The organism is Breoghania sp. (assembly GCF_030066895.1).
Lineage (GTDB): Bacteria > Pseudomonadota > Alphaproteobacteria > Rhizobiales > Stappiaceae > Breoghania.
The window spans coordinates 36,201-59,712 of record NZ_JASJAV010000029.1; the positions used below are offsets into that span (position 1 = coordinate 36,201).

The 23,512-nt window shown below is 61.2% G+C and carries 24 protein-coding genes and 2 pseudogenes; 16 read left to right on the top strand and 10 right to left on the bottom strand.

Annotation, left to right across the window (positions count from 1 at the left end; translation table 11 throughout):
• Nucleotide 1: 1 nt before the first annotated feature.
• Together pncA and QNJ43_RS21780 are read right to left on the bottom strand one after the other, a co-directional pair.
• A complete protein-coding gene (gene pncA, locus QNJ43_RS21775) occupies nt 2-640 on the bottom strand; it encodes a bifunctional nicotinamidase/pyrazinamidase (protein ID WP_300473036.1) in 639 nt (212 codons plus the stop codon).
• 205 nt (nt 641-845) lie between these two features.
• Nucleotides 846-1,205 (bottom strand): hypothetical protein, encoded by a 360-nt coding sequence (locus tag QNJ43_RS21780; RefSeq protein ID WP_300473038.1) that lies wholly within the window; start codon nt 1,203-1,205, stop codon nt 846-848.
• Nucleotides 1,206-1,804: 599 nt separating this feature from the next.
• On the opposite strand from QNJ43_RS21780, the gene QNJ43_RS21785 reads away from it, so the two are divergent.
• The 8 genes and pseudogenes from QNJ43_RS21785 (at nt 1,805) to QNJ43_RS21820 (ending at nt 8,242) form a co-directional block, all read left to right on the top strand.
• Nucleotides 1,805-2,563, top strand: a complete 759-nt coding sequence (locus QNJ43_RS21785; RefSeq protein ID WP_300473040.1) for an ATP-binding cassette domain-containing protein — start codon at nt 1,805-1,807, stop codon at nt 2,561-2,563.
• A gap of 40 nt (nt 2,564-2,603) precedes the next feature.
• The gene (locus tag QNJ43_RS21790; RefSeq protein WP_300473044.1) at nt 2,604-2,855 is read left to right on the top strand and encodes a hypothetical protein; all 252 of its coding nucleotides are present in this window, start codon (nt 2,604-2,606) and stop codon (nt 2,853-2,855) included.
• 15 nt (nt 2,856-2,870) lie between these two features.
• On the top strand, nt 2,871-3,656 hold the full coding sequence (locus QNJ43_RS21795) for an OsmC family protein (protein WP_300473046.1): 786 nt from the start codon (nt 2,871-2,873) through the stop codon (nt 3,654-3,656).
• 252 nt (nt 3,657-3,908) lie between these two features.
• Nucleotides 3,909-5,021, top strand: a complete 1,113-nt coding sequence (locus QNJ43_RS21800) for an acyl-CoA dehydrogenase family protein (RefSeq protein WP_300473048.1) — start codon at nt 3,909-3,911, stop codon at nt 5,019-5,021.
• Nucleotides 5,018-5,872, top strand: a complete 855-nt coding sequence (locus tag QNJ43_RS21805; RefSeq protein ID WP_300473050.1) for a rhodanese-like domain-containing protein — start codon at nt 5,018-5,020, stop codon at nt 5,870-5,872. Before QNJ43_RS21800 ends, QNJ43_RS21805 begins: the two co-directional genes overlap by 4 nt.
• Nucleotides 5,873-6,025: 153 nt before the next feature.
• Nucleotides 6,026-7,183, top strand: coding sequence for an FAD-dependent oxidoreductase (locus QNJ43_RS21810; protein ID WP_300473052.1), 1,158 nt, complete (start codon nt 6,026-6,028; stop codon nt 7,181-7,183).
• Between the two features lie 164 nt (nt 7,184-7,347).
• Nucleotides 7,348-7,656: pseudogene (locus QNJ43_RS21815) on the top strand (cyanate hydratase); the annotation flags it as partial.
• 283 nt (nt 7,657-7,939) lie between these two features.
• A complete protein-coding gene (locus QNJ43_RS21820) occupies nt 7,940-8,242 on the top strand; it encodes a hypothetical protein (RefSeq protein WP_300473055.1) in 303 nt (100 codons plus the stop codon).
• 292 nt (nt 8,243-8,534) lie between these two features.
• On the opposite strand, the gene egtD is transcribed toward QNJ43_RS21820, so the two are convergent.
• Nucleotides 8,535-9,503, bottom strand: a complete 969-nt coding sequence (egtD, locus tag QNJ43_RS21825) for an L-histidine N(alpha)-methyltransferase (protein ID WP_300473057.1) — start codon at nt 9,501-9,503, stop codon at nt 8,535-8,537.
• An 8-nt stretch (nt 9,504-9,511) separates the two neighbouring features.
• Nucleotides 9,512-10,798: an ergothioneine biosynthesis protein EgtB gene (gene egtB / locus QNJ43_RS21830; protein ID WP_300473060.1), complete on the bottom strand. Its 1,287-nt coding sequence runs from the start codon at nt 10,796-10,798 to the stop codon at nt 9,512-9,514.
• Nucleotides 10,799-11,389: 591 nt separating this feature from the next.
• On the opposite strand from egtB, the gene QNJ43_RS21835 reads away from it, so the two are divergent.
• Together QNJ43_RS21835 and QNJ43_RS21840 are read left to right on the top strand one after the other, a co-directional pair.
• On the top strand, nt 11,390-12,490 hold the full coding sequence (locus tag QNJ43_RS21835) for an AMP-binding protein (protein WP_300473063.1): 1,101 nt from the start codon (nt 11,390-11,392) through the stop codon (nt 12,488-12,490).
• Nucleotides 12,487-12,768, top strand: coding sequence for a hypothetical protein (locus QNJ43_RS21840; RefSeq protein ID WP_300473066.1), 282 nt, complete (start codon nt 12,487-12,489; stop codon nt 12,766-12,768). Before QNJ43_RS21835 ends, QNJ43_RS21840 begins: the two co-directional genes overlap by 4 nt.
• Nucleotides 12,769-12,979: 211 nt before the next feature.
• Here the strand turns inward: QNJ43_RS21840 and rquA are convergent, their stop codons facing one another.
• From rquA to QNJ43_RS21860, 4 genes are all read right to left on the bottom strand, one after another.
• Entirely contained in the window at nt 12,980-13,558 is a 579-nt protein-coding gene (rquA, locus tag QNJ43_RS21845) for a rhodoquinone biosynthesis methyltransferase RquA (protein ID WP_300473068.1), read from the bottom strand.
• A gap of 521 nt (nt 13,559-14,079) precedes the next feature.
• Nucleotides 14,080-14,904, bottom strand: coding sequence for an EAL domain-containing protein (locus QNJ43_RS21850; protein WP_300473072.1), 825 nt, complete (start codon nt 14,902-14,904; stop codon nt 14,080-14,082).
• Nucleotides 14,905-15,056: 152 nt separating this feature from the next.
• Nucleotides 15,057-15,452, bottom strand: coding sequence for a GGDEF domain-containing protein (locus QNJ43_RS21855; RefSeq protein ID WP_300473074.1), 396 nt, complete (start codon nt 15,450-15,452; stop codon nt 15,057-15,059).
• Nucleotides 15,391-16,587, bottom strand: a complete 1,197-nt coding sequence (locus QNJ43_RS21860) for a PAS domain-containing protein (protein ID WP_300473077.1) — start codon at nt 16,585-16,587, stop codon at nt 15,391-15,393. The genes QNJ43_RS21855 and QNJ43_RS21860 overlap by 62 nt, the downstream gene beginning before the upstream one ends.
• A gap of 527 nt (nt 16,588-17,114) precedes the next feature.
• Here QNJ43_RS21860 and QNJ43_RS21865 point away from each other — a divergent pair.
• Nucleotides 17,115-17,258 carry a hypothetical protein gene (locus QNJ43_RS21865; protein ID WP_300473080.1) on the top strand — a complete coding sequence of 48 codons (144 nt, stop codon included), beginning with the start codon at nt 17,115-17,117 and terminating at the stop codon, nt 17,256-17,258.
• 94 nt (nt 17,259-17,352) lie between these two features.
• On the opposite strand, the gene QNJ43_RS21870 is transcribed toward QNJ43_RS21865, so the two are convergent.
• Entirely contained in the window at nt 17,353-17,748 is a 396-nt protein-coding gene (locus QNJ43_RS21870; protein WP_300473083.1) for a hypothetical protein, read from the bottom strand.
• Between the two features lie 23 nt (nt 17,749-17,771).
• On the bottom strand, nt 17,772-19,208 hold the full coding sequence (locus QNJ43_RS21875; protein ID WP_300473085.1) for an NAD-dependent succinate-semialdehyde dehydrogenase: 1,437 nt from the start codon (nt 19,206-19,208) through the stop codon (nt 17,772-17,774).
• A gap of 707 nt (nt 19,209-19,915) precedes the next feature.
• Here QNJ43_RS21875 and QNJ43_RS21880 point away from each other — a divergent pair.
• From QNJ43_RS21880 to QNJ43_RS21900, 5 genes and pseudogenes are all read left to right on the top strand, one after another.
• Nucleotides 19,916-20,488 (top strand): AraC family transcriptional regulator, encoded by a 573-nt coding sequence (locus QNJ43_RS21880; RefSeq protein ID WP_300473087.1) that lies wholly within the window; start codon nt 19,916-19,918, stop codon nt 20,486-20,488.
• Nucleotides 20,428-20,772: a helix-turn-helix domain-containing protein gene (locus QNJ43_RS21885; protein ID WP_300473090.1), complete on the top strand. Its 345-nt coding sequence runs from the start codon at nt 20,428-20,430 to the stop codon at nt 20,770-20,772. The genes QNJ43_RS21880 and QNJ43_RS21885 overlap by 61 nt, the downstream gene beginning before the upstream one ends.
• Nucleotides 20,773-20,826: 54 nt before the next feature.
• The gene (locus QNJ43_RS21890) at nt 20,827-21,630 is read left to right on the top strand and encodes an AraC family transcriptional regulator (protein ID WP_300473092.1); all 804 of its coding nucleotides are present in this window, start codon (nt 20,827-20,829) and stop codon (nt 21,628-21,630) included.
• A 120-nt stretch (nt 21,631-21,750) separates the two neighbouring features.
• Nucleotides 21,751-21,987, top strand: coding sequence for a helix-turn-helix domain-containing protein (locus QNJ43_RS21895; RefSeq protein WP_300473095.1), 237 nt, complete (start codon nt 21,751-21,753; stop codon nt 21,985-21,987).
• 169 nt (nt 21,988-22,156) lie between these two features.
• Nucleotides 22,157-23,402, top strand: a pseudogene (locus QNJ43_RS21900) (sarcosine oxidase subunit beta family protein).
• The last annotated feature ends 110 nt before the right edge of the window (nt 23,403-23,512 follow it).

The window sequence follows — 23,512 nt, forward strand, 5'->3', positions numbered from 1 at the left end:
CTCATGCCGCGATTTCACTTGAGGCGATGCGGATCGCGCCCGCAGCATCCATCGCGGCCAGCGCCGCGTTCAGGGAACCGTCCAGATCGATCGCCCGGCAGGCGTCCTCGATCAGAACGGTGTCAAAGCCTTCCTTCACGGCGTCTTCCACCGACCAGCGCACGCAGAAATCGGTGGCGAGCCCGCAGAAGAAAAGCCGCTTGAAACCGCGTTCGCGCAGGTATCCGGCAAGGCCGGTCGGCGTTTCGCGGTCGTTTTCGAAGAAGGCGGAATAGGAGTCGATCTCGCGCCGGTAGCCTTTGCGCAAGATGAGTTCGGCGCGCTCAATGCGAAAGTCGGGATGGAAATCCGCGCCTTCTGTGCCTTGCACGCAATGGTCCGGCCACACCGTCTGCGGGCCGTAGGCCGCAGCGATGGTGTCGTAGGGCTGAACCTCCGGTTGCGCGGAGGCAAATGAGAAGTGACCGGCCGGGTGCCAGTCCTGCGAGGCGACGACATGGTCGAAGCGATCCAGAAGGTCGTCAATCACCGGCACGACCGTATCCCCACCGGGCACGGCCAGCGCGCCACCCGGTATGAAGTCGTTCTGGAGATCGATCACCACGAGGCAATCGCTGTCGGTCGGCCGAATATCGGGCAATTCGCAGTCCCTCGTCTTTTGCTCTACCTGATAATATAGGCAGGCAACGACATCCGCACATGGCTGCACTCATTGCAGGGCAGAGGGCGCGGGTCAATGCGGTGAATGAAAAAAGAACTGAGGCTAGCTGTACACCTCATCTGACGGGTTGTGCGTCGCTCCCGTCGGTTGTTTCGATATCGGAACTTCAGGAAATGTGCCTTTGTCAGATGAATAGATAGTATTCTGGCTTTCTAGCAGAAATGTTGGTTGTCCCCGTGGGGAGGAGGATATGAAGAATTTTATCTTTGCGGTTTTCTTCGCCTTTCACGCTGTCGCGGCTACCGCGGCGCCGCGTTGTGACGAAGATCGTCAAATATTTCTCAATGAAGACGGTGGCGAAAGAGTAATATTTTATCATTGGGAAGGTGCAAACAACTGGGAGAGATATTTCCGATTTGAGACTTGGCGCGGGAAGAAGCACATTTGGAGTTTTGTTGGAACGTGGGACTGTTCCACTGGCGCCGCTATTTGTTTTCTGAATATCGAGCCTATGAATGGACACGAGAATGACAAAGTTACCCACGTTGCCATCGAAACAATAGACGAAGACAAAGATGGGAATTTTGAGTGGTATATATTTCAATGTTAAAGCAGCGTTTGTATGTCAACGGCGGCGTCAACGTTGAATGGCACGTCGATAGCGAAGATAAAATAGTTCTTCTGCCGAATATATACAAATATTTTTGTTGTAGAAAATCTAATTAATTCAGCCCCACATTCCCTCATTCCGGACAAGTGAGGCGCAGCCGAACGCTGATCTGAAATCCAGCGCAACAAGGGCGGCACAACCGCTCCACTTCCTTCTCTTCTCCCCCCACAGTCGTCCGAGTGCACTTCAAGTACGCACGATCACAAATTAGGCGATTACCGTAGGCGTCCGGCGCCCCTTTGCGTAGGGGAAGAAAACGCCAAAACGCATTTATGAAAAGGAATGCGAAATCGTTTAAATTGCCTATGTCGTATTTACCGAGTTGGCACGCCTTCTGCTTATAGGGAAACAGAAGGGTTTGTTTCCTGCCCAATCTTTCAGGGCGACACGTTGCAGGAGGTCGGTGATGAAGGGAGCACATCTGGCGGTGGAGGCGATGACGCACAGCTACCGGGGCGCCGGCCGTTAGCGATGTGACGTTTCAGGTCGAACCCGGCGAAGCGCTGGCACTTGTCGGCCGGCCCGGGTGCGGCAAGTCGACATTGTTGCACATCATGTCCGGTCTGATCCTTCCCACGCAAGGCAAGGTGCTGATCGACGGGCTGCACATTACCGGGCCGTCGCCGAAATGGGTCGTGATGTTCCAGCAGCCCTCGCTCTATCCGTGGATGAGCGTGGCGCAGAACGTGGCGTTGGGGCTGAAGTTCACCGACCGCAAGCGCGAGATAGTGACCCGCGTGCCGGAGATGCTGCGGCTCGTGGAACTCTCCGATTATGCGGATCGCAACGTGCAGAATCTGTCCGGCGGCCAGCAGCAGCGCGTGGCACTTGCCCGCTCTCTGGCGACTGCCCCTGAAGTGCTGCTGCTCGACGAGCCGTTTTCCGCTCTCGATGCTTTCACCCGCGGGACGCTGCAGCGCGACGTGCGCCGCATCGCCAAGGAACTCGGCATCACGCTCGTGCTGGTCACGCACGATCTGCCCGAGGCGGTGGTGATGGCCGACCGGGCGCTGGTGCTGTCCGCCAATCCGGGACGGCTTGCCGACGTCGTCGATATCGATCTCGCCAATCGCGACGACCTGAGATCTCCGGAATACGCGGAAGGGTGCGGTCGGCTTGCCGCTGCCTACGAGCGCGCCGCGGGGCGCGAACTGGGCGCTCCGGAGACGGCGGGCGATACCGGATTTTCCGACAATCACGGCTTGACTGCGGCGCGCCTGGCGGCGCGCTGATGGAATTCACCTCGACGAACGACCGGAAAAGGGAACTGAGATGAGCGATCACGACAAGAGCTGCACCGATGGCACGGACTGGGACGACGAGTATTTCACAGGCGATTTCACCCGTCGTCAGACCCTCGACATGTTTGCCGCCGGCGGACTGATGGTGGCGCTCGGCCCCCTGATCGGGGCGATGAGTTCTCCCGCCTTTGCCGCGGCCGACGATGAGGTGGTGCGCATCGGTTATCTGCCGATCACCGACGCCACCGCGCTGCTGGTCGCGCATGGCATGGGCTATTTCTAGGCCGAGGGCCTGAAGGTGGAGCGCCCGACTCTGATCCGCGGCTGGTCGCCGCTGGTGGAAGGGTTCGTCGCGGGCAAGTTCAACCTCGTCCACTTCCTCAAGCCCACCCCGGTGTGGATGCGCTACAACAACAAGATCCCCGTCAAGCTGACGGCCTGGGCGCACACCAACGGCTCCGGGCTGGTGGTCGGCGGATATACCGGCATCGAGGATTTCTCCCAGCTCGGCGGCAAGCAGGTGGCGGTGCCGTTCTGGTACTCCATGCACAATTTCTGGTACTCCATGCACAATATCGTGCTGCAGTACGCGCTGAGGCAGTCGGGCATCAAGCCGGTCATCAAGTCGGCCACCGAGCCGCTTGCGGCCGACGAATGCAACCTCCAGATCCTGCCGCCGCCGGAAATGCCTGCCGCGCTCGCGGTCCAGAAGATCGACGCCTACATCGTCGACGAGCCGCCGGGCCTGCTCGGCGACGACACCGCGCCGAACCCCTCGGAAGCCTCGCTCGCCGCGCTCGGCTCCTGCATCGCGGTCGGCCTGCATGCCAATGCGATCCATCGCGGCATCACCATCAACTCGCTGGGGCTGGAGCTTGAGGGCGACCTCAACATCACGGCCGTGTGGGGAACGGGCGATGTGTCGGAAAAGCCGGTCGGGTTCACCGACGTGCGCATCATCGTCCACATGGATGCGGATGCGTCGCAGGAGACGATCGACGAACTGATCACGCATGTCACGCAGTGGTTGCCGGTGTTCAACACCTTCTCGCGGCCCGTGAACATGGTCGCGCAGTCTGCATGATCCGGCGGCCTGATCGGGCTGATTGATTGGGCGGCCGGACCGGCCGTCGAGAGGCCTATGGCACCAACCGCGGGAGAGGGGACGGGCCCGCTCCCGCGGCTTCCAACCACAAGGAAACGAGACCATGACGACTGAGACGAAAATCCGGACCTCCAACGAGGCGCTGAGCGCGTCCCGAGGCCCCGCCGCCCAGAACTCCGCCATGATCGAAGAGGTCGCTCGGATTTCCCGAACCGATCTCTGGTGCCTCAGGTGCACGACATCGATCTTTCCGGCGTCTATCCGGAAGAGGTGATGCACAGCCTGGGTGCCGCCAGTGCCTATGCGCCGCATGCGCCGATGGACGGAAGCGCGCCGGACCTGGAAAGCTCGATCCGCGCCATGTCGGTGGTGAGCGAGCACTGTCTTTCGACCGGCTTTTGCGTGTGGTGTCAGGATGCGCTGGGCTGGTACATTGCAAATTCGGAAAACGAGACGCTGAAGACGACGCTGAGGCCGAAGCTTCTCACCGGCGAAACTCTCGGCGGCACGGGCCTTTCCACCCCGATGAAGTCGCTTTTCGGTATCGAGAAGCTGCGGTTCAAGGGGGAGCGGGTGGACGGTGGTTATGTCGTCACCGGCATCCTGCCGTGGGTTTCCAACCTCGGTGACGATCACTATTTCGGCGTGATCTTCTCCCTGTCGGACGGGCGCATGGTGATGGCTGTCGCCGATTGCGCCACGGATGGGCTCAAGATCGTGGTAAACGACGAGTTCGTCGCGCTCGACGGCACGCGCACCTTTGCGGAGCAGTTCCGCAAGGCGTTCATTCCGGACGAGGCCATTCTGGCCGCCCCCATCGACGACTACATCCCGCGCATTCGTGCAGGCTTCATCCTGCTTCAGGCGGGCATGGCCTTCGGCCTCATCCGCAACTGCATCGACCTGATGGATCAGGCGGGGCAGTCGCTGTCGCACGTGAACCGTCATCTGCCGGATCAGCCGGACGATTTCCTCGAGCAGCTTGCCGGGTTCGAACGCGAGGCCTTCGAGCTGTGTCAGACCCCCTACGATCTCTCCAAGAAGTATTTCGTGCGGGTGATCGAGGCGCGGCTTGCCGCGGGCGAGGCGACTGTGGCCGCCGCCCACAACACGATGCTCCATTGCGGCGCGCGCGGATACGTCACGCGGCACGGCGCAGCGGCGTCTGCGCGAGGCCTATTTCGTTGCCATCGTGACGCCCACCACCAAGCAGTTGCGAAAGATGCTCGCCGATCTCGGCGAGGCGTAAGCGTTTCCGGCGGGGATGAGGAGAGGCGACAAACGACGTCTCCCGGCTCCGCCGCACCACCAGAGGGACCAGACGTGGAAAGGACCGCATCATGACGGACAAGAGCCTGTTGTCGCCGGAAGAACTCGCGGAACTGATGGAACGTGAGCCTTGCGTGATCATCGATACGCGCGATCCGGAGAGTTATGCGGCGGGGCATATTCCCGGTGTGGTCGACATGCACGACATCTTCACCTATCCTGCGACGTCCTCGTCCGACGGCATCGCAGAACTGCGCCACAAGTTCGCCGAGGAATTCGGCGCTGCGGGGCTTTCCGGCGAAGAGACCGCCGTCATCTACGAGCAGTCCATGGCCACGGGCTTCTGCCAGTCGTGCCGCGGGTACTTCCTGCTGCAATATCTGGGCTATCCGAAGGTGAAGGTGCTGCACGGCGGGTTCGCTACCTGGGACGCGGCGGGGCTTCCCGTCTCTACCGATGCGGTCACGCCGACGCCGAAGACTTTCCCCGTTTCCGAAGTCGGCGCGGATCTGATGCTTGATGTTGCTGACATGATGGATGCGATCAAGACGGACGACATCGTCAAGCTCGATGTGCGCGATATCGATGAATGGATCGCGGAAAACTCCTCGCCCTACGGCAAGGATTTCTGCCCGCGGAAAGGGCGGGTTCCAGGCGCGAAGCGGATCGAATGGTACCGGATGATGAAGCCGACGGCGACCGGTCCGATGATCAAGACCAAGCCGGAAATCCTGGCCGAATGCGCGACTGTCGGCATCACGCCGGAGACGCCAGTTTATCTCTACTACTTCAAGGGTGCGCGGGCTTCCAACACCTATCTGGCGTTGAAGGAAGCGGGCGTGAAGGACGTGAAAATCTACTTCGGATCCTGGAACGAATGGTCCCGCGATCCCGAACTGCCGATCGAGGAAGGCTTGCCCTACTAGGTCGAAGGATGCTGGTGTGAGCTCACCGCGTACCCCTCTATCGCTTAAGGGGACGTGGCAAAGATGTCCGATGCCGACACGCGGCCAAGGGCTCGATCCATCATACGACCGGGGCAATCTCGCCCCGGTCGCACGAGACGAAAAGGTAGGAACATGAACGAACCGATCATCATCGTGGGCGCCGGTCAGGCCGGTCAGAAGGCGGTGGAAACGTTGCGCCAGAAGGGCTATGAGGGCGATCTGGTCATGATCGGGGACGAGCCGTTCCACCCCTATCAACGTCCGCCGCTCTCCAAGGCCTATCTGAAGGGCGAGATGGACGAGGAACGCCTTTTCCTGCGTCCGCCTGCCTATTTCGAAACCGCTGCGATCGATTTTCGCAAGGGCGCGTGGGTCAGCGAGATCGATCCGGCATCCCACACCGTGACGCTGGAAGACGGAGAGAGCCTAATCTACTCCAAGCTTCTCATCGCCACGGGAACGCGGGCGCGTGCGTTGCCCATCGAAGGTTCGGATCTGGCCGGTGTCTTCACCTTGCGCACCATGGCCGATATTGCCCCGATCCGAGCAGCGCTTGAGGCGGCGGAATGGGTTGCGATCGTCGGGGGCGGCTATATCGGAATGGAATTTGCCGCCGTGGCGGTCGGTTTCGGCAAGGAGGTCACCGTCATCGAGGTGCAGCCGCGCATTCTGGAGCGCTCCGTCGCACCGGAAATCTCCAACTATCTGCAGGATCTGCATCGCTCCAAGGGCGTGCGGCTGGAGCTGGGCTCGGGCGTGGCACGGCTTGACGGCGAGGGTGCCGTCTCTGGCGTTGTGCTGGCAAACGGCGAGATGGTGCCTGCTGATCTCGTGCTGGTCGCGGTGGGAGCGGAGCCGGTAGCGGAACTGGCTGCGGCCGCCGGACTGGCGGTTGAAGGCGGTATCGCGGTGAATGCGGCGTGCCGCACGTCGGCGCCCGACATCTATGCGGCGGGCGATTGCACGGTCTTCCCCTCTGCCCGCTTCGGCCGGACCATCCGACTGGAAAGCGTGCAGAATGCTTGCGATCAGGCCAAGGCGGCGGCCGCGGCGATGCTGGACGAGGATGTCTCCTACGATCCGGTGCCGTGGTTCTGGTCGGATCAGTACGACGTCAAGCTGCAGATCGCAGGGCTCTCTCAAGGCTATGATCGCACCGAGATCGAAGGATCACCGGATGAGGGGCAGTTCGCGCTCTCCTATTACGCGGGCGACCGGTTGCTGGCGGTCGATACGGTCAATTCGCCGCGCCAGCACATGATGGCGCGGAAGATGCTTACCTCACAGTAGGCTTCGGAAAAGTCACCACGCCAGGCCTTCGCCTGAGCGAGACAAAAAATCACCTGAACTCACCTTCAAGAGGAGAAAGGGCAATGTCGAACGTCGCCAGTCTGAGCACTACCGAAGCGGATCTGGCTCCGCTGATGTCGAAGTTGGAAATGACCGAACTGGTCATGGCCGCGAAATTCACCAAGGGGCTGACCTGGAAGCAGATCTCCGAAGCGGCCGGCATGTCGGACGTGTTCGTCGTCTCCGCCTGCCTCGGCCAGAACTCGCTGCCGAAGGAAGCCGCCGCCAAGGTCGCGGAATTCCTTGGTCTCAGCAATCGGACCAAGGACGTCGAGATTGCCCTGCAGCTGCCGCCGAAGAAGGGCCAGGAGGCGGAGATCGTCTCCAAGGATCCGCTGATCTATCGGTTCTTCGAGATCACCTATGTCTACGGTGACACGATCAAGGAACTGATCCACGAGGAATTCGGCGACGGCATCATGAGCGCCATCGATTTCGACCTGAAGGTCGACCGCCTGCCGAAACCCCAAGGGCGACCGCGTTCAGGTCACCATGTTGGGCAAGTTCCTGCCGTACAACCAGTGGTGATAAGGATCGGAACGGCACGGTGAGGCCGGGCCGTCCCTGACCATCTATCCGCGTCTCAACGCGGCCGATTGCGATGATGTGGCTGCGGGCCATGCTCCAGCGGCCCGCGGTCCGTTGTTTGTCCTCGATCGAGGGGTGGCCGGGATCCGTCAGGTTGACGGCGAAAGCGTGGCGATCGGGGCTGAGTTCCACGCGCGCGTCGGGGAAGTCGAGAAACTGCAGGGTCGCGGGATAGTAGGCCTTGTAGAAGGCTTCCTTGATCACGAAGACGAGCTTTGCGACATCGACGCCAGGCATCTGAAGCCCACGTTCCTCCGGCCGGCAAATGGCTTCGGCAAGAGAAGGTTTCAGCGGCGTCGACGGTTCGATATCGATGCTGAGGCCTGCGAAATAGGTGTCGCGTCCGGTGATCGCGGCGGCCAGTCGATCGGAATGGGAAATCGAGTCAACGATGCCATAGGGCCAAAGTGATCGGCGGTTGGAAGCGGCCGGAATGGCACAGGGTTCGATGCCGAGGCCGCGAAGCGCCTTGCGCGCACAACTTCGTCCTGCACAAAACCCGAGCCGCCGTTTGGCAACCGCCTGAGAGATTTCCGCTTCCTCGCGGGCAAACTAGAGGCTGCTGACAATCGTCGGGTAGCCTGCAGGCGAAGGTCGCCTCCTGAGGTGCGTAGGCGGCTATCGCCGTTTCCAGAGCGTCATTGAACATTCCGCATCGCCTTCCCCCCAAGGTGCGTTGCGAGCAGCGCGTTTGTTGTTCTCTCTACATTGCGCCCATCAACAGGACGGCGAAAGGATAAGGATCGCTGATCCAACTCTTTTCGATCCGCCAGCCGGCCGCCGCGGCCAGCTCGGCCAGCATGTCATAGGTATATTTGTGCGAATTCTCGGTGTGGATCGTCTCGCCCACGGCAAAGGCGATCTCCTTGCCGCCCAGATGCACCGTCTGGTTCTTGCGTGAGACCAGATGCATTTCGATCCGGCTTTCGGCGGCGTTCCAGATCGCGCGGTGGGAGAAGGCCTCCAGATCGAAATCGGCGCCGACTTCCCGGTTGAGACGGGCTAGGAGATTGAGATTGAAGGCGGCCGTCACTCCTTGCGCATCGTCATAGGCGGAGATCAGCACGGATTCCTCCTTGGCGAGATCGGCGCCGAGAATGGAGCGAACGTCTTCTCCGAGCGTTATCAGGGCCGATTTAAGGAAGTCGACGGCGGCCTCGGGCGCAAAGTTGCCGATGGTGGAGTCGGGAAAGAAGCCCACGTGAGGACGGTTGCGGGTCGCCTCGGGCAGGGTGTGAGGGGCCGTGAAATCGGCAATGAGCGGCAGGACGTTCAGGTTCGGGAAATCGGCGTTCAGGGAATTGGCTGCCTCGTCGAGCGCGATCTGGGAGATGTCGATCGGAACGTAGATCGAGATCTGCGGAGCGGCATCCAGCAGGGTCCGCGTCTTGGTGCTGGCGCCGGAGCCGAATTCCACCAGGACGGCATCGTTGTCGATGGCCTCACTCAGATCCTCGGAAATGGCATGGAGCAGCGCCGTCTCCGTCCGAGTGGGGTAATATTCGGGCTGCTCGCAGATCTCTTCGAACAGACGCGAGCCTTCCGCGTCATAGAGATATTTGGTCGGTAGCGTCTTGGGATATGCGCTCAACCCGGCTATCGCATCGCGGAGCAGGTCGTCGGAGGACGGGATTTCTCCCTCCTCCATCGTGATGTCCGATGTGTCCGACATGGCCATGCTTACAGATCCGTTGCGAGACGAAAGCCGGAAAACTGCCAGCGCGCGTCGGTGGGAAAGAAGTTGCGGTAGCTGATGCGGTCATGGGCGGTGGGCGTGGCGCAGGAGCGGCCGCGCAGCACCATCTGATTAACCATGAACTTGCCGTTGTATTCGCCGATCACCCCTTCGGGTGCGCGATAGCCGGGGTAGGGGGAATAGGGGCTCATGGTCCATTCCCACACTTCCTGACGCATGCCGGGCCTGAGGCGCGTGGGGCGCGGGCCTTCGGGCAGGGGCGTTCCAGGGGAAAGGGTGGCTGCGGCCAGTTCCCATTCGAATTCGCTTGGCAGCCTGTGACCAGCCCTCTGCGCATAGGCGGCGACCTCGAAGTAGCTGACGTGGCAGACCGGTTCGTTCGGATCGATGTTCTGACGGCCGAAAAGCGTGTAGCTCGACCAGCCGTCATCGTCGCGCCGCCAGTAGGCCGGCGCCTCCCAACCCTCCCGGTTGACGGTCGCCCAACCTTCCGACAGCCACAGGTTGTGGCACCGATAGCCGCCGTCCTCGATGAACTTCATGAATTCGCCGTTGCTCACCGGCCTGTCGGCGATGGCGATATCGCGGATGAGGGCCTCATGGCGGAGCAACTCGTTGTCGAAGCAGAAGAGGAAGACTTCGCCCTCGTTCTCTCGCCAGCCGATTTCGTGAATGCCGGCTTCCAGAGGCTGCCAGGAAATCGGGGCAAGCGGGTGGGCAGGCGCGCGGGACATGTCAGACTGGGCGCAGACCGGATCAATGGGCGACAGCGAGAAGGCGTGCTTGATGTCGGTGAGCAGTAATTCCTGGTTCTGTTGTTCCTGGTGAAGGCCCATGATGACGAGATCGGCGATCTTGCGGTCGCAGCTCTTCATCAACGTGTGCATTGCGTGGTCCACATGGGCGCGATAGTCGGTGACGGCCGCGATGCCCGGACGGCTGAGAAGCCCGCGCGAGGAACGTGGATGGCGCGGGCCGACGGCCTCGTAATAGGAGTTGAACACATAGGAGAAGATGTCGTCGAAAACCTCGTAGCCGGGCAGATGAGGCTTCAGAACGAAGGTTTCGAAGAGCCAGGTCGTATGTGCGCGGTGCCATTTGGTCGAACTAGCGTTGGGCATGGACTGCAAGGTCTGGTCTTCGGCCGACAAGGGGGCCGAAAGGGCTTCGGTGTCGCTGCGCACGCGGGCATAGGATGCATCGAGCCGGCTTCGCCAGCCTGCATCCGCTTTCACCGTTTCGTCGGCTGGATTCTCCTTCAGGTCGAACATGGAAACTTCCCCATCATGATTGGCCTCTTGAGGGTGGGCACCGACGGTCGGCGCAGGGGCGGACGTGCCGCATTTTGCAAGCCCCCCGTACACGGTAGAGATTCAGTGCCGCTTCGTAACCTAGTACTGCAGGTTGATTTGGCGAGACTGTGATGATGTCTGTTTGACGCAAGGAAAAGAGGGGGAGTAAGGGCAACTCCCAAGATTGATGGTCGTCAGGGGAGGGTCTATAACCTTAAGACAATTGACAGGGGGCTGATATCTTGCCTAAGATAGTAACTAGTAAAAGCGGGCTGGTCACGCCCCTGCGCCACCGGGTCCGTCTCGTCCTGTGCCAGCGGCTGCTACGGCTTTCTGGCCCGTCAGACGACACGGTATTTTTGTGCGCGAAATCTCATCTTTCTTCCGGCGGACCGTCGGGTGTCGGGTGGTCTCCGAAACCGGTTTCTCCAAATCCGGCTTCTGTTGCGGGGACATACCCCAGAACCAGATCGCGACGGCGTGGGTCGCGGGCGAAGCTGCCGCCGCACCGCAGCCTGGAGGTGGAATCCGGCATGGGGCCGGGCTACTTGCGACATCGAAGGCGATCCGATGGCTGATACGCTTTTTCTTGACGACTGGGACGCTCTTACCCGCGAACGCGATGCGCGGTTCGCGGCAACTCTCGACAGGGTCTTTGCCTATCATCCCTTCTACAAGGATCTTCTGACCCGCGCCCGACTCCGGCGAAGGGACATTTCCGGCATATCGGATCTCGCCAAGCTGCCGGTGACCACCAAGAAGGACTATCTCGCCAATCCGGGCAATTTCGTCCTCGCGTGGCCGGAAGCGGCTTCGGCCGAAGAGAGCATCATCTGGGATGTGATGCATACGGCCGGAATGAGTGGGGTGACGGGAACCCCGGCGCCGTTAGTCTCCACCAACTATGATTTCTTCAACATCCTGGCGCTCAATCGCAACATACTGCGTCTGTGCGGGGCGAGCGAGGCCGACAGCATTCTCAACCTGTTTCCGCTGACGCGTCACCCGCAGGGGGCGTTTGCGCGCGTCATGAACGCGGCTGCCGCCTTCAACATTCCCGTCACCGCGGCCATGCCCGGATCGCCCAATGCGCGCCAGCCGGATATCGGCAATTCGCTCGATGCGGTGGTGGCGATCGCTGCGCGCAGCGAGGCGACGATTCTGTGGGGCGTGCCGTCCTATATCCGCAAGATAGTGGCGCGGGCGGAGGAGATGGGCGTGGTTCTGGCCCATGTCCGGCTGGTCTTTGCCACGGGCGAGGGATTTGCGGAGCAGGCCCAGACCGAAATCGTGGAACGGTTGAAGCGGTTGAGCGCCAACGATCCGCGCGTCAGCGTCTCCTATGGCGCGAGCGAGATGCAGGGGGGCATGGTGGAATGCGTGCCCGGGTCGGGCTACCACAATCCGGCTCCCGATCAGTTCTGCTTCGAGGCGGTGGATCCGGATACGCACAAGCCGGTGCCCGACGGCGAGGAAGGGCTGATCTTGCTGACCCGTTTCGATCGGCGCGGCACGGTGATATTGCGCTATTCGCTGGGGGATGTGGGGCGGCTGACCCGCGAGCGCTGCCCCCATTGCGGCGCGCTGACGGAGCGGATTGTCGGCCTGCCGCGGCGGATGGACGGTTTCTCGTCAAGATCCGCGGGCGGCTGGTCGATCCCCAGGCGTTGAGTGATGCACTGGCGGGCGAAGCGTCCGTGGCCGATTTACAGGCTCTGGTGGAAAAGGAAGAGGAAGGCGACGTGTTGTCGAGCGATCGCTTGCGCATCAAGGTCGCGCCGACCGGCAAGCCGGACGAGAAACTGTCGAAACTGCTGGTTCAGCGCGTCAAAGCGGTGACGGGCGTGCGGTCCGTCATCGAACTGACGACAGCGGAAGATCCCATGCTCGCGGGAGGCGGCTGGACGGTGAGGCCGCTGGTCGATCTTCGCAAGAAAAGGCGGCGGTAAGGGCTGCGCCGCATTCAGGGGATTGTTTGAGGCATGGGCGTGGATTCGCCCGGCCTCCCTTTGCCTACAATCGCGTGGCGACGACCTTCTGATAAAGCTCGCCGAAAAATGTCTGCTTGGTCCAGGAGGACTGATCGGAGTTCTTGCCGAACTTGCGGATCTCCGATGCGCAGAGCGAGGCTGCGAAGGGCTCCAGATAGCGGAATACCGCTCACATGATTGGGCCCATCGGGTGGAAGCGGTTCCACTGGTGGTAATCGACGAATACCGCCTTGCCGCCCGGCCGCACCGCCGCGAGCACATTGTCGACGACCTGATACTTGTAGTTGTCCGGCACTTCATGCAGCAGGAAGAAGCAGCAGACGCCGTCGCGTTCGCGGCCGTAGGGCTCGATCGCATTGGCGTGCAGCACGGTAGCGTGCGGGAAGCGCGCCAGTTTCTTGCGGCTGCGCGCAACCTGGATCGGCGTCACGTTCCGCAGTTCGAACCGGCCCGTGGGACCGACACGCTCAGCGAGTTGCACGACCAGATGGCCGTAGACGTTGGCCGGTTGCATGATGTCGTCGCCGGCTTTGAATTCGTCGACGGCGCATTTCACTAGCCGGTTGGCATTGCCCCACAGGATCGTCTGCACGATGATCTGGCGGTCAAGCAGCGGAACAAGCCGCGGATTGACGAAGCCCAGTCGTAAATGTCGTGCATGTAGTCGGGAAGTGCAGGCATTTCGACGGTTGGGGGGAGTCTTCGATTTCTTCGGCGACTGACGGGGCGTTTTCAAACAAAGAGACATTAGATTGAGAACCTTCGGGCATGTTTCGATCGGCCCGGCGTCCGGGATTTTTCGTTCCCCTTTCCTCCGTGCGCGTCTCCTCCCAGAGTTACCTCCCAGATGTCTTGCGCAAGATAACGGCAGTCGCAGCACACCAAGAGTATCCTCCGGTCAAACCGCTCCAGTTTGACCGGTGAGTAACAACTCCAGGTTATTGGCTGGAGCATATTCCATGCAACCGGATCTATGCGATCTGGTTGGAATACGCATTGTGCAACTGTATTTTGCGCCGACCCGAGAATTGTCTTCGCTATAAATGCCGGGCGCCAGCGGCCTTTTTGTCTCCCCCTGGTTGGTTTGTCGGCTAGTAAGCCGGAAACACGGGAGAATTCGGGCATTCCAGAGGTAACTGCGTTCGAGCGACGCATCTTGGTGAGGCAATATGTACAGGCATAAAGCTTCCGCAGCGCGATGGTCACGCATGCGGGAGCCGCCGAATTTCTTTGTCTAAAACGCAGGTTTCAGGGGGACGTTACACGACTTCACTTTGTTGAGAGGAGCAGTCCTCGAGCCGGGAACGGTCCGACCAGGGGAAGATCTGGCGCAGGGTTTCGTCCACGTTGCCGGCGGGCAGGGGGGCAACTGAAAAGGTAACCCTGTACCTGGGTGCAGCCTTCGCTGCGCAGGTGTTCCAGTTGCTCCTCAGTCTCCACGCCTTCCGCCGTTGTGTCAATGGCGAGGCTGCGGCCGAGGCCGGTCAGGGCGCGAATGATCGCGTTGGCTTCGGGGCGCTCGGAAAGGGTGCGCACGAAGGACTGGTCGATCTTGATCTTGTCGAAGGGGAATTTCTGCAGGTAGCTCAGGGATGAGTCGCCGGTGCCGAAATCGTCCATGGCGATCTGGATCCCGAGGCTCTTGAGATCCCGCAGGGACTGCAGGTTGGCGTCGCTGTCCTGCAGGAGGACCGATTCGGTGATCTCCAGCTCGACGCGTTCCGGGGCAATGCGGGAGACCCCGAGCGCATGGGCGACGGCCTCCACCACCTCGTTGTTGCGGAACTGCACGGGCGAGAGATTGATCGCGATCTTGACCTCTTCGGGCCAGCGCGAGGCCTCGCGGCAAGCTTCTTCCAGCACCCATGCACCGATTTCGACGATCAGACCAATCTCTTCGGACAGCGGGATGAATTCGGCGGGCGAGACCAGGCCGCGGATGGGATGGTTCCAGCGCAGCAGCGCCTCGAAGGCACAGATCTTGCCGGTCTTCATGCTGATCAGCGGTTGGTAGTGGAGCTGGAACTCCTTAGCCTTCAGAGCGTGGCGAAGGTTCAGCTCCATGGTGCGGCGCGCCTGCAGGCGGGCATCCATGTCGGGTTCGAAGAAGCGGAAGACGCTGCGCCCGTCATTCTTGGAGCGATAGAGCGCCATGTTGGTGTTTTTCAAAAGGCGATCGGGTTCCAGCCCGTCGGTGGGGGTTACCGCGATGCCGATGCTGGTGCCGATGACGACGTGGTGGCCGTCTATCTGGTAAGGCTGGCCGATATAGTCGGATCAGGCGGGCGGCGAGCTCGCTCGCCTCGACCGGGCTTTCCATGTCCGTCTGGATGATGGCGAACTCGTCGCCGCACAGACGTGCGACGAAATCGGTCTTGCGCAGGGATTGTCTTGGAGCGTTTGGCCACCGCCTGCAGGAGCTTGTCGCCGACCGGATGGCCGAGCGTGTCGTTGACCTCCTTGAAATGATCGAGGTTGAGACAGAGGACAGCGACCAATCCCTGATTGCGCTGGGTGCGGGTGAGCGCATCCTGCAGCCCTTCGCGGAACAGGACCCGGTTGGGCAGATCGGTCAGGGCGTCATGGTGCGCCATATGCGCGACGCGGGCTTCCACCTTGCGCCGTTCGGTGAAGTCGACCACGGACATGACGAAGCATTGCCGACCCTCCATCTCCATGCGACGGACATAGGGGTGGACTTCGATCTCGTCGCCGTACATCCTGGCCCTGATAGGGCTGGTCCAGCCGCTTCAGGAAGACGGCAAAATCGGCACGGCTTTCCGGGTGCAGCGTGTCGAGCATGGACATGTTGAGGAAGTCGGCGCGTGCGTGGCCGTAATGGCGCACGGCGGCCTCGTTGACATGCAGGATCTGCAAGGTGTCGCTGGCCACAAGCCATGTGGGGTTGGGGTTTCCCTCAAACAGCAGGCGGAAGGAACGCTCGCGTTCCTTGATTTCCGCGATGTCGGTCAACGTGACCGAGACGAGATCGCCGATGGGGGAAGCGCCGACCTTGAAATAGCGTCTTCCGTTCTCGCCATCATAGGTCACTTCGAAATTGACGCGCGTGCCCTGTTGGACCGCGCGGGCGAGGTTTCCCACGACCTCCGCCTCCTCCAGACGGAGGCCGAGGTCCGACAGGCGGGCCCATTCGAGCCGGTTGGCGGGCATGTTGAGCAGTTGTGGGGCGCCGTTGTTGAAGGCGACGAACTGGAAGTCGACGGCCCGGTTGCAGGCGTTCCTGATTGCCGTCAGGGCGATCATGCCGTCATCGGTGGCGTCGAACATGGTGTCGAGCACGTCATACTGGGTGTCGCGCCGATCCAGCACGATGATGAAGACCGGCGGGCCCCAAAGGCTCGAAAGCGGCAGGGCCCACAGGTCGTAGGTCTCGAAATTGCCTGCGGCCACCTGATGGGTGGTCACGCGTGTCGGTTCACCGGAAGTTCGGCTGAATTCGATCGCATCGCGCAGACTATGGGTGCGGACGGTGAGAAGGGCCGAGAATGCGGCGCCGTCTCGCGAAACTCCGCCCCATTTGCAGAACATCTCGCCCACGCGCGCGCGATTGAACTCCCCGTTCTCGTCCTGAACCACCAGAGCCAGGCTGTCGGCGAAATGGCCGAGGTTCCCCAGGGCGACATGCTCGTAGGGCGGCAGCTCGGGTGGAGTCGTGCGTTCCGAACGCCAGCGCAAGAGCACGAAATCGATCACGCGGCGTGACGTGCCGGTGTCCGGTTCGCAACGGGAATGGGACGGAAAAACTTGGGAATTCAAGGAGTTTATCCTCGGCAAGCGATAGTGCGGCGGGTTCGATCCGTTCCTCTGTATTGATACGCATAAAAGATCTTACGATAGGCTAAACAAAACTGGATTTGCATCTCCGCGATTTCGGAGTTTTTCTGATCTCTCGGGCTGTACCTGCAGAACAAGAAGTTAGACGGATAAGTAATTGGGGTTATTGAATCCGCCGGCGTTCTCTCGGTTTTTGTATTCGCATCCTTCAAGGGAAGACGGATTCTCCTCGTGTCGAACCCGATCCATATGGAGTTTTATTCCGATGAATTCACTTGATGTGAAAAATTACTTCATCTCATGGCGTTTCGTTGGTATTGGGCATATGCCCGGCTTGCGCGGCTACCGGACCGAATGGGGATCCCGCTTTCATAGCCGGGGTTTGTTATATTCCTGTGTCACGGAAGGCTGATCGCTCATGCCCCTCAATCCGCTTCGCCGCGTTGATCTCGTCATTTTCGATTGTGACGGGGCGCTGATCGACAGCGAGCCGAATTTCCGCGCGCGCCATGGCCGTGGCCCTGACGGAATCCGGACTGCCGATGGAGCCGGACGACGTGCAGCGCGAATTCACAGGGATGATGGAAAAGCCGATGCTGGCGGAGTTGCAGTGGCGCGGGATTGCCGACACCGATGCGTTCAGCGCGCGCTGACGTGCGTCGCTCTTTGCCAATTTTCGCGAGGAATTTCACGAAATCGACGGGATCGGCGCGCGGTCTTGATACGCACAAGTGCGTCGCTTCCAACTCAACGCGTGAGCGGCTGGAAAACAGTCTCGGCATTCTCGATCTGTGGGACGCGTTCTCGCCGCATATCTTCAGCGCGGATATGGTGGAGCACCCCAAACCGGTGCCCGATCTGGCGTTCCATTGTCTGAGAACCTTCAATGTGGAACCTGCGCAGGCGGTCTTCATCGATGATAGCACGTAGGGCATCCATTGCGCCAAGGCGGCGAAACTGACAGCAATCGGTTTTATCGGGGAAAGCGAGGCGCGGCTCGATCAGCGTGCCGTGTTGACGGCGGCTGGTGTGGATGCTGTCGCGGTCGGTGTCGGGGAACTTGAACGCCTTCTGGCGGCAAGCATGGTCGCGGTCGTCTGACGTTTTCTCTGCGGACAGATAAAGGCCGGCTGAAAGGTTCAAGTCGCTCTGCCGGACTTGTCGATTTACTTCTTCTGGCTGATGAAGCGGGTCTCTAGATAGGCTTCCAGCGCTTCCGATCCGCCTTCGGTGCCGTATCCGGAATCTTTGATGCCGCCGAAGGGTACTTCCGGCAGAGCAAGGCCCAGGTGGTTGATCGTCAGCATGCCGGACTTAACCCTCGCGCCTAACGTCTGCGCCGTTTCGCTCGAACTCGTATAGGCATAGGCCGCAAGCCCGAAGGGCAGGCGGTTGGCTTCCGCGAGCGCCTCGTCCGTGTCGGTGAAGCGGTTGATCACCGCGACCGGGCCGAAGGGCTCCTCGTTCATGATGCGGGCTGAGGTCGGCACGTCGGTGAGAACCGTCGGCTCGAAGAAATAGCCTTGGTTGCCGATACGCTTGCCGCCGGTGCGCAGAGTGCCGCTTGCATCAACCGCGTCGTTGATCATGCCCTCCAGTGCCGGGATGCGGCGTTCGTTGGCAAGCGGGCCCATGTCCACGCCGTCTTCCAGACCGCTGCCGACCTTCATCGCTTTGGAGGCTTCGATGAAGCCTTCAGTGAATCGATCGGCGACGCCTTCCTGAATGAGGAAGCGGGTGGGCGACACGCAGATTTGACCGGCATTGCGGTACTTGTGCACCGTCATCTGCTTGAGCGCCTTGTCGATGTCGGCATCATCGAAAACGAGGACCGGGGCGTGACCGCCGAGTTCCATCGTGGCGCGCTTCATGTGCAGTCCGGCGAGGCCCGCGAGCTGCTTGCCGACCGGAGTGGAGCCGGTGAACGAGATCTTGCGGATGACCGGATGCGGGATCAGGTATTCGGAGATCTCCGCGGGCACGCCGTAGACGAGGTTGACCACGCCCTGCGGAATGCCCGCATCGACGAAGCAGCGGATGAGTTCTGCCGGGGAGGCCGGCGTTTCCTCCGGCGCCTTGACGATGATCGAGCAACCGGTGGCAACGGCGGCCGACAACTTGCGCACGATCTGGTTGATCGGGAAATTCCACGGCGTGAACGCGGCGACCGGGCCCACGGGAACCTTCATCGTCATCTGTACGACGCCGGGCGCGCGCGCCGGGATGGTCTGGCCGTAGGTGCGGCGGCCTTCCTCGGCGAACCAGTCGATCGTATCGGCGCCGCCCAGGATCTCGCTCTTGGCCTGGGCAAGCAGTTTGCCCTGTTCCTTGGTCATCATCCAGGCGATGTCGTCGGCGCGCGCGCGCAGCAGATCGGCGGCCTTGCGCATCAGCTTGTAGCGGTTGAAGATCGGCGTCTCGCTCCACACCTGGAAGCCGCGTTCCACGGCGGCGAGCGCCCGGTCTAGATCCGGCTTGCCCGCATGGGCGAGGCGGCCGATTTCCTGACCCGTGGCAGGATTGATGATTTCCAGAGTGCGGCCGTCGGCGGCATCGCACCACTCTCCGTCGATGAAGAGCTGGACGTTCGGGTAGTTTATCATTGGGATCTCCCAGTTGTGAATCTTGCACCCATCTTCGGGGCGTTCATGTCGGGGCCGGAAAGAGCGTCCTCGTTCAAGAACCTTCAATAACCAAAGGTCCCTTCTAGCTCCTCCTCCGGAATGGTGACAGCGGCGAGGCCCGGTCAGAAACAGACCGGGCCGCAGGGTGGGCGGTGCCCGACAGGTCTTGAGTTACCGCGGTATTGTGGCGAGGCAAGGTCTGGGCGCTGAGTTCTCCTAGCATGCCGTGCGAAAAGTTCGAAGGTGATCCGAACCACTTATTTTTTGCACTTCGTGAACGATCCTCACGAAAACAACGGATTGCCGCAACGTATTTAGCGGCAGATTGTTGATGCGAGATGCGAATGATCGCGCTAGCGTTGGTGATCAGGCAACGCCCTGCGGTTTGAATGCAGGTGTCGCAAATGCCGAAACGGAGAATGCCTAAGTCGGGTGCCGTTGAGCTTTCCGAAGTTCGGGAAGGGGATTTGGTGCGCGCGGTTTGCAGTCCCGGCTCGATTTCCGCCGGTTACGGGCAAGCCGCTTTGACCGGTAATGCGGACAGGCGATCGGACGGGAGGGGCTCCGGTGATCGCGATCCGCTTCAGGGGACGGCCTTGGCAGTGAATGGGAATACACCGGAAATGATCGGCTTTTTTCTCATACCGCAATTTTCTATGATCGCCTTTGCGTCCGCGATCGGACCCTTGCGCCTTGCAAATCATCTGAGCGGAAAGCCTCTCTACGACTGGGTGCTGCTATCTCGCGAAGGCGGCGGGGAACGGGCGAGCAACGGTATTCCCGTCGGCGTCGACCATTCCTACGTCAACGCGCCGCTGCTGTCGACACTTGTCGTGTGCGCCGGGATTGACGGGCACTGGTTCGATGATCTCTATGTTCTGGCCTGGCTCCGGCGCATGGCGACGAAAGGGATGGCGCTCGGCGCAATCTGCACGGCGAGCCACATTCTTGCGCGTGCGGGACTGCTCGACGGGTATCGCTGCACCGTTCACTGGGACAGTCTGGCAAGCTTCACGGAGAATTTTCCCGAACTCGTCGTGACCAGCGAGCTATTTGCCGTCGATCGCAATCGCTTCACCTGTGCGGGCGGAACGGCTGTGGCCGACATGATGCTGCATCGCATTGCGGCGCGCCATGGCGAGGATCTGGCGGCGCGGATTTCCGAGCAGATGCTGCACGACAAGATCCGCCCGCCGCCATGCAGCAGAATGCGGTCATCCAGCAGCCGCTGGGCGTGGAGTGGCAGGATATTCAGGTAGCGATCAAGCTGATGCTGGTGATAATCGAGCAGCCGCTCGATCTTCTCACATTGTCCAAGAAGCTTGGACAGTCGCGGCGCAACGTGGAGCGTCTCTTCCGCACCTACATGAACTGTTTGCCCGGCAAATATTATCTGGGTCTCAGGCTGATTCGGGCGCGCCAGCACCTCCACCAGACATCGAAGATCGTGCAGCAGGTGGCCGTTTGCTGCGGCTTCTCCTTGGCCGCGCATTTCAGCCGGTGCTACCGCGATCACTACGGCGTGCCGCCGCGCTCCGATTAGATCGAGCATTGCTACCGCATGAGCGCGTTCGCGCAGAGCATGGAGGAACCTCCCATGCCGCCGGTTGCGGTCATTGCGCAGGCGGGCGAGGAGGAAGGTGAGGAGCGCGAAGGGTGGTTAGCGCGGAGGAACGGGACGCGAAAGGCAGATAGTTCGAAAAACGGCTCCGGGACGATGACCCGCCCCGTCTTGACGGTGGGGTTCGTGCTCACGAACAACTTCACGCTGACGGCGCTTTCAAGCTTCATCGATGTCCTGCGCCTTACCGCCGACGAGGGGGACGGAAGCCGTCCGATCCGATGCCGGTGGCGCATTCTCGGGCGTCTGGGCGAAGCACGTATGTCCAGTTGCGGGATCCCCGTTTCGCCGGATGTGGAATACGATTCTTCGGGGCTCGATTATCTGGTCGTGGTTGGCGGCCTGCTTCATCGCGGGCCGCAGATCGGTCCGGCGGCGACCGCCTGCCTGCACAAGGCGGCGCGCGCCGGAATTCCGCTCATCGGGGTGTGCACGGGCAGTTTCGTGCTGACGCGCCTGGGGCTGATGCAGGATCGCGCGTGCTGCGTGAGTTGGTATCACTTCGGCGATTTTGTGGAGGAGTTTCCCGATCTCGTGCCGGTGGCCGAGCAGCTTTACATCGAGGATCGCGACCGCATCACCTGTTCTGACGGGGCGGGCGTGGTCGATCTCGCCGCCTTTCTGATCGAGTGGCATCTCGGCCGGGCCGCGGCGCAAAAGGCGATGCATATCCTGCAGGTGAACCCCGGACGCCCGTCCGGCCAGTCGCAACCGCCGCCGCCGGTGGGCGGGCCGGTGCTCGATGAGCGTGTCCGCCGCGCCATGCTGATGATGGAGTAGCATCTGAGCAGTCCGCTCGCCATGGAGGAGATTGCGGCGAAGCTCAAGATTAGCACGTGGCAGTGCGAACGGGTCTTCCAGTCGGCGACGGGCATGAGCCCGAATCGGTTCTAGCGGCTTTTGCGCCTGCGCTACGGGCTGTGGATGCTGAAGACGTTGAGCCGCCCTGTCACCGACGTGGCGCTTGAGGCGGGGTTTGCCGATTGTGCGCATTTCTCGCGCTATTTCCGAGAAGTGTTCGGCCTCTCTCCGTCGCAAGTGCGCAAGGAAAGCGAGACCGCGGGGCCGGGACTGACCATCCCAATGCGACGGCCGGACAAGCCGCAAGGCCCGCAGGAGCGGCGTTTTTACGAGTAGGCCGGATTTGCGGGGGCTGTCCGTCCCGCGTTGCCGTGCGATGTCGATTTCGACCTGTCGATGTCGGGTTTATTTAAGTGCGGTGGCCCTGCCATTCTAGCGGCAGGTTCCGTTTCGGGATCATGCTTGCCGATACCTGTCATGAGGCGTGTTGGGGAGATGATCGGGCATGGCCTCCTATTCCGTTTTCGCACTGGCGAATAATGCATTGTCCCACCATGCCGGTTGGGAGCGGGCCTGGCGCGATGCCGCGCCGGAGGCTGCCTATGACGTCGTCATCATCGGGGCGGGCGGGCACGGGCTGGCGACTGCCTATTATCTGGCCAAGGAACACGGCATCACCAATGTGGCGGTGGTCGAGAAGGGCTGGCTCGGTGGCGGCAATACCGGCCGAAACACCACGATCATCCACTCCAACTACTTGTGGGACGAGAGCGCGGCGCTCTACGAGACCTCGCTCAAGCTCTACGAGGGGCTGAGCCAGGATCTCAACTACAACATCATGTTCTCGCAGCGCGGGGTGCTCAATCTCGCACACAATCTCTCCGATGTGCGCGAGGCGCACCGGCGGACCCATGCGCTCAGGCTGAACGGCATCGACAGCGAGTGGCTGGATGGCTCGGGCCGTGAAGGATTTCTGCCCGATCATCAACGCGTCCGACGACGTGCGCTATCCGATCGGCACGTTGCAGCGTCGCGGCGGCACGGCGCGCCACGATGCGGTGGCCTGGGGGCTGGCGCGGGTGGTGAGCGCGCGCGGCGTCGATATCATCCAGAACTGCGAAGTGATCGGTATTCGCCGCGAAGGCGGCGAGATCACGGGCGTGGAGACCGTCAAGGGTTTCATCGGTGCGCGCAAGGTGGCGATCGTCACCGCCGGTCATTCCTCGGTGATGGCCGACATGGTGGGCCTCAGGCTGCCGATCGAGAGCCACCCGTTGTAGGCGCTGGTGTCCGAGCCGGTCAAGCCGATCATCGATTGCGTGGTCATGTCGAACGCGGTGCATGTCTATGTCAGCCAGTCCGACAAGGGCGAACTGGTGATCGGGGCGGGCATCGATGTCTTCATCGGCTATGGCCAGCGCGGCAGCTTCCACATGATCGAGCATCAGATGGGCGCGCTGCTGGAACTTTTCCCGGTCTTCTCTCGGCTCAGAATGATGCGGCAATGGGGTGGCATCGTCGACGTGACGCCCGATGCGAGCCCGATCATCTCGAAGACGCCGATCGACAATCTTTTCATCAATTGCGGTTGGGGAACGGGTGGCTTCAAGGCAACGCCGGGGTCTGGCTGGGTCTTCGCGCACACGATCGCGAAGGATGAACCGCACCCGGTCAACGCGCCCTTCACGTTGGAACGCTTCACCTCCGGCCACTTGATCGACGAACACGCCGCCGCCGCCGTGGCGCACTGAGGGGACGGATATGGGACAGGCTTCGTTTCGGTTTTCAGTCTCCCCGCCGTCATCCCCCGGCGTAGTCCGGGGGATCCATCGCGCGGGCCCGGCATGTCGTCGCCCATGGA